Source organism: Actinomadura sp. 3N508 (assembly GCF_044326375.1).
Taxonomy (GTDB): domain Bacteria; phylum Actinomycetota; class Actinomycetes; order Streptosporangiales; family Streptosporangiaceae; genus Spirillospora.
The window spans coordinates 1-12,890 of record NZ_JBIRAX010000002.1; the positions used below are offsets into that span (position 1 = coordinate 1).

Annotated in this window: 8 protein-coding genes; 6 read left to right on the forward strand and 2 right to left on the reverse strand. The window is 66.5% G+C overall.

Annotated features, from left to right (window positions below):
- The first annotated feature begins 90 nt into the window (after window positions 1-90).
- From ACH34S_RS06390 to ACH34S_RS06415, 6 genes are all read left to right on the forward strand, one after another.
- A complete protein-coding gene (locus ACH34S_RS06390; protein WP_395952413.1) occupies window positions 91-435 on the forward strand; it encodes a sigma-70 family RNA polymerase sigma factor in 345 nt (114 codons plus the stop codon).
- Complete coding sequence (locus ACH34S_RS06395) at window positions 432-983, forward strand: MEDS domain-containing protein (RefSeq protein ID WP_395951463.1); 552 nt, start codon at window positions 432-434, stop codon at window positions 981-983. Before ACH34S_RS06390 ends, ACH34S_RS06395 begins: the two co-directional genes overlap by 4 nt.
- 152 nt (window positions 984-1,135) lie before the next feature.
- Window positions 1,136-2,779, forward strand: a complete 1,644-nt coding sequence (gene istA / locus ACH34S_RS06400) for an IS21 family transposase (RefSeq protein WP_395951464.1) — start codon at window positions 1,136-1,138, stop codon at window positions 2,777-2,779.
- Entirely contained in the window at window positions 2,776-3,564 is a 789-nt protein-coding gene (gene istB, locus ACH34S_RS06405; protein ID WP_395951465.1) for an IS21-like element helper ATPase IstB, read from the forward strand. Before istA ends, istB begins: the two co-directional genes overlap by 4 nt.
- A 243-nt stretch (window positions 3,565-3,807) precedes the next feature.
- Window positions 3,808-6,051 (forward strand): NACHT domain-containing protein, encoded by a 2,244-nt coding sequence (locus ACH34S_RS06410; RefSeq protein ID WP_395951466.1) that lies wholly within the window; start codon window positions 3,808-3,810, stop codon window positions 6,049-6,051.
- A 282-nt stretch (window positions 6,052-6,333) separates the two neighbouring features.
- The gene (locus ACH34S_RS06415; RefSeq protein WP_395951467.1) at window positions 6,334-6,801 is read left to right on the forward strand and encodes an STAS domain-containing protein; all 468 of its coding nucleotides are present in this window, start codon (window positions 6,334-6,336) and stop codon (window positions 6,799-6,801) included.
- Between the two features lie 227 nt (window positions 6,802-7,028).
- Here the strand turns inward: ACH34S_RS06415 and ACH34S_RS06420 are convergent, their stop codons facing one another.
- Both ACH34S_RS06420 and ACH34S_RS06425 read right to left on the reverse strand, forming a co-directional pair.
- On the reverse strand, window positions 7,029-9,608 hold the full coding sequence (locus tag ACH34S_RS06420; protein ID WP_395951468.1) for a pPIWI_RE module domain-containing protein: 2,580 nt from the start codon (window positions 9,606-9,608) through the stop codon (window positions 7,029-7,031).
- Window positions 9,608-12,874 (reverse strand): hypothetical protein, encoded by a 3,267-nt coding sequence (locus ACH34S_RS06425; RefSeq protein ID WP_395951469.1) that lies wholly within the window; start codon window positions 12,872-12,874, stop codon window positions 9,608-9,610. Before ACH34S_RS06425 ends, ACH34S_RS06420 begins: the two co-directional genes overlap by 1 nt.
- Between the last annotated feature and the right edge of the window lie 16 nt (window positions 12,875-12,890).

The window sequence follows — 12,890 nt, forward strand, 5'->3', positions numbered from 1 at the left end:
GGCCACCGCGTTCCTCTCCTTCGTTCTTGATCATCCATCTCGAAGGATCTACGCGGTGGCCGTCTCACGTCACGACGCCACGCTCTTCACCTGCGGAAACTCGTACACCACCTCCGTGGACGCAACCCCACGCGCGCCTTCTACCGTGACCAGAAGGCCACACTCACGGCGGATGAGTCGGTTCCTCTAATTGCTGCGAGAACCGATGAAGATCACGCGGACCAGGTCGCCGAACGCGATCTCGTCCTGGCCGCACTGCGAACCCTTCCGCCCCGTCAACGGGAGGTGATGGCCTGGACGATCGACGGGTTCCGACCAGAACAGATCGCACTGGAGTTGCGGACGACCCCCGAGAATGTTCGCAAGTCACTTCAGCGCGCCCGTGAGCGGCTCAAGGGCATGCTGGAGGCGCACGCTCAGAGGAGATACCAGTGACCGACGGTAAGTCTGGGAGGACGGCGTCTCGAGAGCTGATGGCAGACGCGGATTTCGACGCGCTCCTGTCTGACGCGGACATGCGTCGGGAAGCAGGGCTCCGCCGGTCGATCGACACGGCCGAGCGGCTCTCGGCTGCGCTTCAGAAATCGGCACTAGGCCCAGTCCAGGGAGAGCGCCCCTGGTTCACCCGGCGTCCAGTGAGCACGATCCGCCCAGGCGAACACGCGTGGCTGGCGTTCAGCGCCGAGCCAGAACGCGACCGCGTTATCGGAGCCTTCATTCGGGACGCCCTCGAGATGAACGAGAAGATGGTGTACATCACCGACAGCGGTCCGAAGCAACTCTCTGGCGTGCTCCCCCGACACGGCTACGACTTGCCCACGCTCACCATGACCGGGCACTTGTGCTTCATTCCGCGCGAGAAGGCCTGTCTCGACTCGCGCGGCCGGTTCGATGTCGACCGGATGTCGAAGACCCTCGAGCAGCAGGCGGCTGATGCCTTCGACCAGGGTTTCCGCGCGGTTCGGATGACCACTTGGCTATGACGGTCGTAAGTGGCCCCGGCAGGACGTCTTGAACCGGCCCCACCCCGTGATCGTTTGGGGTGGGTAAGGATGAAGTGACGGTCTGAAGTGGCCCCGGGGCGCCTCTTGCGGTGGGACGCTTGACGTGTTCTCACCGGTCAGGGGGACTTCGGGTGTCTTTGACCAAGCAAGAGCTGTTTCGCTCCATTCGCCACGACTCGTGGCGGGAGGGGCTGTCGGTGCGCGCGTTAGCGCGTAAGTACGGAGTGCATCGGCGGCTGGTCCGTGAGGCCCTGGCGACACCGGTGCCTGCCCCGCGCCGGACACCACAGCGCAGCACGCCGCAAATGGGCGCATTCACCAAGACGATCGATGAGTGGCTACGTGCCGATCTGGAGGCACCGCCCAAACAGCGGCACACGGCCCGGCGGATCACCGCTCGACTGGCCGAAGAGTTCGCCGTCCAGATCCCGTACCCGACAGTGCGGGACCATGTCCGCAAGCGTCGGACGGTGGTCGCGACGGAGGCGGCCGCTCCGGCGGAAGGGTTCATCGTCCGTCACAACCGGCCCGGCTATGACGCCGAGGTCGACTTCGGCGAGGTCTGGGTCCGTCTGGACGGGCAGATGACCAAGTGCTTTCTGTTCGCGTTCCGGATGGCGTACTCGGGCAGAGCGGTGCACCGGATCTCATCCTCGTGCGGGCAGCAGGCGTTTCTGGCTGGCCACGTGCACGCGTTCACCACGCTGGGCGGCGTTCCCGCTGGTCAGATCCGCTACGACAACCTATCCGCGGCAGTGTCGCGGGTGATCTACCGCAGCCGGTCGCGCCAGGAGAGCCCCAGGTGGCGGGAGTTTCAGACGCACTATGGTTTCACCCCGTTCTACTGTCAGCCGGGCGAGCGTGGAGCGCACGAGAAGGGCGGGGTGGAGGGGCAGATCGGCTACTTCCGCCGCAACTACCTCACGCCCGTCCCCGAGGTCGGGGCGCTGACGGAGCTGAACGCTCGGCTCTTGGCCTTCGAGCGTAAGGAGGACCAGCGCCGCATCGGGCATCGGATCCGCACGATCGGCCAGGACTTCGAGTTGGAGGCGGCGGTGTTGCTGCCGCTGCCGGCCGAGCCGTTCGGAACCGGCCTGACCTTCACGCCCCGGGTGGACCGCTACTCACTGATCACGGTGAAAATGTGCCGCTACTCGGTACCGGTTCACCTGATCGGCCGCAAGGTCCACGTCGTGCTGCATCCCGAAGAACTGCTGGTCTATGACGGCCGCCGCCAGGTCGCCCAGCATCCGCGGCTGAGCGGCCGCGGCGCCGAACGCATCGTGCTGGACCACTACCTGGAGGTGCTGCTGACCAAGCCCGGAGCACTGGCCGGATCCGAAGCACTGGACCAAGCCCGCCGTCAAGGCGTCTTCACCGCGGTGCACGAGGCGTTGTGGGCCCAGGCCACCGGGCGGCTGGGCGAGACCGAGGGCACCAAGACCCTGGTCCAAGTCCTGCTGCTGCACCGCCACCTGCACGGCGACGACGTGCTGGCCGGCATCAGCCGCTGCCTGCACTCCGGCACCGTCTCGATCGACGCGATCTCTCTGGAGGCCCGCAAATCCGCCGAGGCCCACGGCCGTTCACCCACGGTCACCAGCGAACTGGAGCCGCCCCCACCAGCGGTGCAGGCCGACCAGTCCGCGGTGACCAGCCTGGACGAGCATCGCCGCGCCCTGCTGCACGACACCCGGCCGCCGCCACGCCTGGAGAACTGGGACCAACTGCTGCACCGCACCCGCAAAAGCGCCCGGAAGGAAGGACCGCGATGACACGCCAGCACAACCTGACCGACCCGGCCGTCGACGCCGCGATCGACACCGCCTGCCGGTCTCTTCGCCTGCCGACCATCCGCGCCCAGTTCACCGACCTGGCCGACCGCGCCGAACGCGACCAGCTCACCTACCGCGGGTTCCTGGCCGAACTGCTGATGGCCGAGTGCGAAGACCGCGACCGCCGCCGCTCCGAACGCCGGATCAGGGCCGCCCGCTTCCCCCGTGAAAAGTCGCTGCGCGACTTCGACTACGACGCCAACCCCAACATCCCACCCGCTGTCATCAACACTCTGTCCACCGGCGACTGGGTCCGCCGCGGCGAACCGCTCTGCCTGATCGGCGACAGCGGCACCGGCAAGTCCCACCTGCTCATCGCACTCGGCACCACGGCAGCCATGGCCGGATACCGGGTCAAATACACCCTGGCCGCCAAGCTCGTCAACGAACTGGTCGAGGCCGCCGACGAGAAACAGCTCACCAAGACCATCGCACGCTACGGACGCGTCGACCTGCTCTGCATCGATGAGCTGGGCTACCTCGAACTCGACCGCCGCGGCGCCGAGATGCTCTTCCAGGTTCTGACCGAACGCGAGGAAAAGAACAGCGTCGCGATCGCCTCCAACGCCTCCTTCAGCGAATGGGGCAACACCTTCTCCGATCCCCGCCTCTGCGCCGCCATCATCGACCGACTCACCTTCAACGGCACCATCATCGAGACCGGAAGCGAGTCCTACCGCCTCGCCCACTCCAAAGCCCGCCAGAACCTCGCCTCCACCCGCTGACCCCACGACATCACGCAGCTTGATCCAAGCTAACGGTCAGTGAAACCTGGCGGTAGGCGGCCAAAGATCTGGTGGCACTCGGCCAGCGGAACCGGTGGCGGTCGGCCACGGAAATGGTGATCGACGGTCAGCCCGAGTTGCGGTGGATGGAGAGTCTGATCACTGCAAGGACCCGGTTGCTCGGTGAGGCCGTTTTTGGCCTTTGTCCAATAGACGTGCGGCGGTGGTTCCAGGATGGTGCTCATGCGCAATGGCAGGGCCTGGTGGCCGTGGTTGGCGGTCGTGTCGGTGGTGGTCGGGGTGGTGGGGCTGGGGGTAGTGACGTTCGCCCCGCTGGCCGGCAAGGGCGGGTTGCAGGTCGCGGCGAACCGCGCACAGCTCACCGGAGGGTTCGTGCTGGCCGCCGCCGTGGCGCTGGTCTCGACGTCTGTGTGGGCTCGGCGCCGCTCCCGCGCCCTGGCCGAACAGAGCGTCTCTTCTCCCGACGAGGTGACGCGCGCCAAAGACCTGCTGGCCGAGATGGTGGCCGAGCAGTGGAAGGACGAAGCTCGGCTGCGGTCGCTGGATGACCCCGACCCGATCCCGGTGCGCTGGCGCACGCCCGCGCCCGGCGAGCACACGCCCGCGATCATGGATCATCCCGGCCTCATCGACCCCGTCGCGGGCGCGGGTGGGGGTGGGTTGTGGTGGACGGCCTCCAGTACCGACATCGCCGCGCTCACCGGTCGGTTCCGCCAGACCCGGCGGCGCCGCCTGGTAATCCTGGGCGGGCCGGGGGCCGGCAAGACCACCCTGGCGGTGCAGCTACTGCTGCACTTGCTGGCCACTCGCCGTCAACACCCCGATGAGCCGGTTCCGATCCTGCTCCCGATCGCCGGCTGGGACACCGAACGGTTCCCCCGGCTACACGACTGGCTCACCGACCGGCTCCTGGGCGACTATCCCGCGCTGCGCGCCTCCGGCTTCGGCGAACCGGCCGTGCGGGCGCTGGCCGCGCGCGGGCACCTGCTACCGGTCCTGGACGGCCTGGACGAACTCCCCGCACCCGCCCAGAGTGATGTGATCGGCGCGCTGAACCGGTCGCTGGGCGGAGACGACCAGCTCATCCTCACCAGCCGCACCCGCGAATTCACCCAAGCGGTCACCCAAGCCGGGGGCGTGATCACCTCCGCCGCCGTGCTGGAACCTCGCCCCCTGGACCCCGCCGCCGCGGCCAACTACCTCGCTCGCTGCCTGCCACCCGATCCCGGACAGCGTTGGCAACGCACCCTGACCACCCTGCGCCGCACTCCAGCGCCCGACCAGCGGCCACCCGGCAGCGGGCACCCGGCGGCCGCACTTGCCGACGTCGCTGCGACCCCGCTGGGGCTGTGGCTGCTGCGCACCGTCTACCTCACCCCTCGCGCCGACCCCGGCCCGCTCACCGACCCCACCCGCTTCCCCACCGCCACCGATTTACAGGCCCACCTTTTCGACCAGCTGATCCCCGCCCTGATCGCCGCTCGCCCACCCAACAACAACCCCACCGAACCGTTCCGCCCCCGCCGCCGACACGACCCCGACCAGGCCCGCCGTTGGCTGGGCTACCTGGCCCACCACCTCACTCACCAACCTGCCCCCGCCGGGACCGGCACCGGAACCCGCGACCTGGCCTGGTGGCGCCTGGCCGCCACCACCCACGCCCTCAACCCCGCCACCCGTCTCGCCCTAGCCCTCTTCATCACCCTGGCGACCGCGTTCGGGGCTGCGGTCGCAATCGGGCACGGGGCCAGACTCGGGGGCGAGTTCGGGAGCGGGTTCGGGGGCGCGTTCGTGGTTGGGGTCTTGCTGGTCTTCATCGGGGCAGGGGTCTGGGCCGAGGCTGAAAACTGGGCGGAAGAGCAACCAGGCTATGTAGATCTGCAGGTTCCCCAACGCACCGCCGAACTCATACCCAGTATCGTGCGCGAGCACGGGGTCGTGCTCGCAATCGGGCTCGGAGGCGCGCTCCTGATGGCGCACGACGTCGGGTTCGCGGGCGGGGCGACTTTCGGAGTCCTGTACGGGGTCTTATTTGCGTTCATGCGCATAAGGTTCGCGGAAAGGTCGGCGCAGGCACGCCATGCTCTTACTCCGATGGACACATGGCGCGCTGACCGTGCCCTAAACCTTCTCCACGTTAGCGCCGGCGGGCTTGGGATCGGGCTCATGGCCGGGTTCGCGGTCGGGCTCGTGGCTGGACCCACGGCCGGGCTCGCGGCCGGGCTTACGGTCGGGCCCACGGCCGGGTTCGGATTCGGCACCCTGGACAGTGACCATCGGGCCTGGCTGGCGTATCTGGTGGCCACTCACCGGTTGGCCCGGGCTCGTCTTCTCCCGCGCCGGTTAATGCCGTTCCTGGACGACTGCCACCGCCTCGGGCTTCTCCGCGCGGTCGGCCCCATTTACCAGTTCCGCCACGCCGAACTACACGACCACCTCGCCGCCACCTACCGACCACCCAGCTGACGAACAAAGTGCTGACCACAGGTCAGGCGAGCCTCCAGATACGGTGTCCGGCTGCCACCCAGACCGTCTACCCCCAGTCCCAGATGGCTGTCAACAATCCACAAGCCCTGGGGCCAGACCAAGCCGTCCTGCGGGGCCACTTCAAACCGTCACGACGTTCCGAACCGGCCCCATCAGTGGAGCCGGTTCAAGACGTCCGGCCGGGGCCATTTACGAACGTCATAGCCAACCACTGACCTTACGTGGACGCTCAAGGAACCGGGACGCTCCGGATTCAAGAGGATGCTCGGATGCGAGGATCGTCTCGGCGATGCGGTCTTCTCCACTTCGATGGCCATGGCGATCTGCCAAGTGGACAAACGCCATTGCACCCCGGAGGAACTGGTCGCCCTGGCGGACGCTCACGAACTCGTCGTAGAGCCCAATCCGGAGTACGACGACGGAATCTTGCGCATCACCCGCACTTTCTCACCTTCGGGACTACGCATCGAAGGGGAGGTCGACTGGACACACCTGCCGATCCTCACGAAGTTGCTCGGATCGAGCGAAGTGCCTGCCGAACCGGTACACCTTGAACTCTCACGGCTTGGCTTTATCGATCTAGGGGCACTCAACGCCATCGCACGTCATGCACGCCAACTACCCAGAAATGCTCCACTGACACTGCACAACGTGCCTCCCCGCATTCTGTACGTGATCCAAAAAATAGGATGGCAGTATTTGCCTGGCATCGTTCTCAAGCAACTGTGAGCAAACTCCAGCCCGGCACCTCAATGCACCTCACCGAAAAAAAGGGGGGTTGCCGTGTCGAGGATTCGACCCCAGCTAGGCTCAGCACAACTCTACTGGTAACGGTCTATATGAATGCTCTAGAAGAAATACCGACTAGATAGCGGACCTCTTTCACAGGTCCGCCAGCGCTCATTTAGAGGGCTGATGCCGCACTATCAGCCTCCAACGCTCTGCCCTAACCGTCGTTACGTCAGATATTCGTCGGCCAGTGACGGGAGATGTAGCGGCAGGGGGAGGGTGGAGGCGATGTCGGTGTGGAGGGCGGCGCGGCGCAACGCTTGGGTGTAGGCGGCCCAGGCAGGCCGATCGTCTCCCGGCTGGACGAAGGCGGTCACGATCTCGATCGGGTTGTTGTTGCTGCCCTGTTTTAGGGCGTTCGCGCTTTGGTCGGGGTCGAGTTTGGTGATCGTCAGCGGGGTTTGCATCTGGTCGGATCTGGGGTTGACCGCGTAGTAGACGTGGTCGTTGAGGGGGTAGACACCGCTTGTCCGGCCGTAGGCCTCTTCCTTGGTTCCGAGCCCTCGTGGGACTTCCTCTTGGCTGTCGCGTTCGCGGATGCGAAAGACGCGCAGGCCAGGACATTTTGCGGGTGGAAGATGTTCGACGCCGTCGTCTGCGGGGTCGAGGCCCGGGATTATGAGCTTGTCGGGGGTCAGGTGCTTGTCTTGGAGCCAGTCCCAGCCACGGGTGCGGAAGGTGCTGGTTCGGATGAAGATGGCGCGGTCGTGGGTGGCGTGGTCGATGCCGAGTGCCGCGGTGAGGAATTCGGCGATGCGGATCCGGAAGTTGTCGTTCTTTGTCCTGGGGATTCGTCCTTGACCGGCAGTGAGGGCGAGGGGCAGGTCGGCGTACGGCAATTGTTCGGTGCCGTCGCTGGTGGCGAGTTGGGCAGTCGCGGTGCCGTCGTTGGCGATGCGGACGACGATGGGGATGTCGGCGCCGTTGTGGGTTTCGAGCCAGATGCCGATCAGTTCGAAGTCGCCGGTGATGCCGGGAGGGGCAGGGAGTACGCCGATTCGCCCAAGCGAGCGGAGAGCATCCTGCACGGCTGCGCTCGCGCGGTGGATGTCGCCCAGGGTGAATTGTGTGCCGGGCAGAGTCTTCTTGATCCGTTTGGCGTCGGGTTTCGGGGTGTAGAGGTTGATCGGGTGGATGCATTGCAGGCGTCGGTTCAGCGGTGGGAACGCTTGCTTGAGGGTGCGGTACGGGTCGTCCTTGTTGATCGCTTCGAAGTAGGCCGGCTTGCGGATCTCGACGATGGCGGCGCGGCGGTCGTCGCTCCTGCCGATCATCTGCTCGATGTGCTGGATGCGGTGGGTGGCCTGGGTTCCCTGCTTCTCGCCTTTGGCGGGTCGGGGGATGCCTGCGGCGATGTCGTGCTGCTCGCGCAGTTCCACCGTGAGCTCGCAGGGGCCGGTGTAGCTATGAGATTCGATGATCTCGCCGTTGTCGGTGGTGCGGGTGGTTGTGGCCGTTTGGGTGTAGCCGAGGTCCTGGGTCACTGCCGCGAGCAGGGCTTGCCGGGTGACCGGTGACTCGGTCCACATTTCAAGCGTGTAGGACGCCTGGGCGTCTGCGGCCGGGCGGAAGAGCCGGGGGACGGTGGTCTTGGCCTTCTTCAGGTCGGGGACCGGCAGGATTCCCAGCGGCTGCAAGATCTCCCCCACGCTGGTGTGGAGGTCGTAGTGGTCGACGGGCAGGAACCCGGTCTTGGCCGCGTGCAGCACCGATTTCGCTGTCTTGTCGTCGGTGTCCTCGTCGTCGGGGGCGCTGAGCTTGGTGCCGGTGGAGTACAACACGTACGCGGATAGGGGCTGGTTGGTGTAGGCGGCCGGTGCGATGACGACGTCGTGCGGGTCAGGGAAGGCATGATGGGTGAGGTTCGCTAGGGCGTGGGCGAGTCCGGGCTCCCAGGCCCACTGATATGTGCCGTTGATGCGGCGTCGCCCGATGCGGGCGCTGACGAGCGTGGGGTGCTCGGTCGCGCGGAGATAGCCGGAGTCGGCGAGGAGCCAGAGCGTCAGGCTCGGGCCTCGGCCGCCTCTGCTTGGCACGTAGCGGACGGGTTGGAGGGGGAAGCGGACGGTGCTGAGTTCGGCGTGGACGCGGGCTCGGCCGTGGGTCGGTACGGTCTCCACGTGGAAGTCGATCTTTGGGGCCCATAGACCGGACCCGAGTTTGGGGTCGTCCAGGCGTTCGGGTGGCCACCAGATGGCGGAGCGGTGGCCGGAGTTGTCGACCGGGCCGAGGATGAATCGCCGGTGTTCACCGCGGATCTGCATACCGGTGGTTGCGACAAGGCCGGCGAGGTAGCCGGGCAGCATCCGGAATACGGCCGTTTCAGGTTTCGCGGTCCCGCTGGGGTGAGTGTGGACTGCTAGGAGGTCGAGCTCGGTCGGCTTCCAGTCGAGTTCTTCGTCGTCGAGCAGATCGAACCAGTCCAGGTCGGGCCGGTCGGGGGTGATGCGGGTCGAGGCCCAGACCGCGACGGCCGTGCGGACGACCTGCCGGTCGACGCGGGCGTGGCTGATCAGCCAATGCTCGTCGTCGAGGCTGCCGGCCACGTGGATGATGTTGGGGTCGAGGGTGTCGAGGAGTTCGACGAGGGACCAGGTGGGCAGTTTGCGGTCGTCCCAGGAGGGCGCCTGGCTGCGGATCCGCCGCAGCCACCGTGTCGGGAACCGCGCGGCTAGGCTTGTGACCGGGAGCGACGCTCTGGGAGCGATCTCGTTGACCAGGAGTCGGAGGTGCTCGTAGTACGGCATCAGTGCCCCATGTCTCGATTGTGGAACAGGTCGCCGAGCAGGCTCCAGGTGGCTTCGGCGATGGCGTGGTCGCGGATCTTCTCGGGGGATGCGGTGCCGGTGGGCTCGGTCAGCAGGCTGGTCAGGTGCCGGTCAGCCGCGACGATCAGGCTGGTGCGCTGGGTGTCTGGTGCTTGCTCGTCCGGGTCGGCGTGCCGTGGGGCGAAGGCCGCGTCGGTCAGGATCACGTGGGTGGGCTGGTGGCCGCGGATGCTGCGGCCGATGGTCTGGCCCATCGGGACCAGGGCGTTGGCGACGAACGCGGGCCGCTCGGTCCGGTCGTCCAGCCGTCGGAAGAACACCGGACGGCTCATCAGGTTGTACCAGTCGGCCCGTGCCTTGTTGCCTAGCTTCTTGGCGGCCTCGGCGATCGAGGACAACGGCATGGCGGTCCCGGCGGGATCCAGGAGGTAGGCCATGGCGCGCTGGTTGATGAGGGAGAGCGGGAACTTGGGATCGGTGGGCGGTGGGTGAATGCGCGCCAGGTAGAACACCGCTCCGAGCGCAGCGGTGCGATTAGCGTTGAGGATGTTGTAGCCGCGCTGGATCGCCATTTCCGCAGCGACGAGTATGTCGTCCCCGGACTCGGGGAACTTCGTGATCATGCGGCGGTGCAGACCGTACTGGCCTGGGTCGTCGGCGTCCGGGGTCACATTGCGGGCGCTGTAGGGGGTGCGCAGGTTGATGTGCTCGGCCACCAGCTTCGCTTCGGCGCCGCTGAGCACGACGAACAGGACCTGCTTGCGGTCCTGATCGAGGTCGGCGCGGACCTGCTCCAGCAGGCTGACCACCGCGCCGGGGCGAGGCATGCAGCTCCCGCTGACGAGTTGTCGCAGGGCATCGTTACGTTCGGCGCCTTGGCGGCCGGACACTGCGACGGGCTTCTTGCCGTCCGGGCGCAGGCTCTTGCGGAACCACAACTTGCTTTGAGCCAACGCCTCCCGGTCCTCCGGGGGTTCGCGGAGGACCGCCGATGGCGCGATCGGGACGTGGTAGAACGACGAGCCCGGCGCCCAACTGGTGGCCGAGGTGAGGATGACGTGCGGCCCCTGGATGCCTTCGGGTTCCAGGAGGTCATGCATATGGTGCAGGAGCCACCGGCCGACGCCACGGATCCACATCACCCGCAGCGCACCGGTGTCGCCCAGCCGGTTGGGCAGCCATTGCAGGGCGAGCAGGTTCCCCATGGGTGCTTCGGGGATCAGCGGCTGGTAGTCGCGGGGAGGCTGCTGGCGCCAGAAGGTTTCTTCGTCATCCAGCGGCAGGGTTTCGGCCACCGCGGGATAGAGCGTGGACATCTCGAAGAACGACGTGGTGATCCGGCTCGCCCAGAATCCTGCCTGGAACAGCATGGTGAGCATCGCGAGGTTCGCCCGTACATGGTCGCGCTGCCCCTGTGGGGCGTGTTCGGTCAGCCAGTCGCTGATCGCCTCGTCGATGGTGTCCTCGTCAGGGATATCGGCTTGGAGCGCGGTGACCATCGGGGCGATCCCGTCAGGGACCGCGGCGAGGACGCCTTCGGTGAAGATCTCCAGGTGCTCGCGGAAGAAGTCGTCGGCGGCATCCTCTATCGCGGCGTTGTCGTCCATGCGTTTCAGCGGCAGTCCGTGCATGATCCGGGCGACCTGCAGTAGCAGCGAGAACCCGGTGAAGGGCGCCTTGCCGATCACTTCGTACAGGCCCTCGTCATTCAGGACGAGTTCGTAGAGCTTGTCGATGGCGCGCTGATGGATCCGGTCGTAGTCGTTGAAGCGCCTCACGTTGCGGTCTCGGAGCTGACGCCGGCCGATTCGATCGAAGCCGCCCACTTTGCCGATCGTGGTCCGATCGGTCCACCCTTCACCAGGGGCGACGAGAGTTTCATACTGCACGAACCGGTCGTCAAGGTCCTGCTGGACGTTGTCGGCCTCGTCGATGATGATCAGGTCGCTGTGATGTTGACAGGCCTCAAGCCACCGCATCTTCGCTTTCGCTGGCTCGGCTCGGCTGGCGACCAGGCCGGGCGCTGTCGTCACCCACACCTGGGCCTTGGCGACGCGCCGTTCGGTCTCCTGGTGCGGGCAGACCGCCAGCAGCGGGCAGTCGTGGAGCTTGTTCTCCCCGTCGGTTGATCTCAGAGCATTCCGGCAGGGAAAGCTGTCGGGGGTGAGTGGCGCCCAGTCGGACTGGTTCGTCTCGCGCAGCGGGTCGAGCAGGCAGATGGTGTTGACGAAGTCGGCCGCCGGATCCTCATCAGCGGGGAAGACGCCGGCCGAGGTCGCCAGTGTCGAGCGCCAGTAGCGTGCCGCGTGCTCGGTGCGGCTGTTCTTGCCGACCAGCGGCACGGCGTCGATCCCGACACTCCGCAGGAAAGACACCTTGGCGTAGACGTCGGTGACCGACCCGACCACCAGGGTGACGTGGAAGCCCTTCTCTACCCGGTCGCCGGTGATCAGGTCGGCCAGCGTGGACTTGCCGCTGTTCATCAGCCCGACGATGTGCTCGACCCCGTCGATGTCGAAGGTCGCGGGCATCTCGACGAGCTTGCCGGTGTCGTCGTCGACCGCACAGAAGACAATCTTCTCCAGACGTTCGACCCAGTTCCGGTTCGATATCTCAGGCTGGTCGGCTAGCGCTGCGTCGAAGCGTTCGGCGACCTTCGCCAGGTCTTCCTCGAAACTGAGGCGCCAGGCTTCGCGCTCCCGCTGTTGCCGGGGCGCCAGCGCGAGCGGAGCTGGTAGGACCTCGACATCGTCGGGGATACGGACGCGTTCCTCGACCTTGTCCCGCTGCAGGAACGTGTAGAGCTCGCCAGGTGCGGCTTGCGGTCGGGCCGGCTCGAGCGCATAGGGCACCGGATCGGTCAGTGCCGCCTCATAGCGATCGAACCGCTCCGGACACACCGAGGAGCGGCGGGGGACGAAGCAGGTCTGATCGTTGATCTTCTTGGTCGGGTCGTCCGTCCGGTCAAAGCCGCGGACCTCGGCAGGCAGTCGACGATAAAGGTCGAGGGACAGCCGCCAGTATCCGCGCCGGCTCATGTCACCCATCCGGTGCCTGAGCCTGCGCACCACCGGCTCAAGCTCGGGCTCCACGACCACGTACCCGGACAGGATCGGCCACAGCGCCCCGATCGGCTCGCCTTGGAAATGACGGTGCAGAAAATGCAGGCCGAGTTCGAGCGCAACCAGGTCACGCGCCGTAAGACGCCCCTCCGGTAGGACACCGCCGGCCTGGAGCTCGGTCACCAGCTCGCGGTACCAC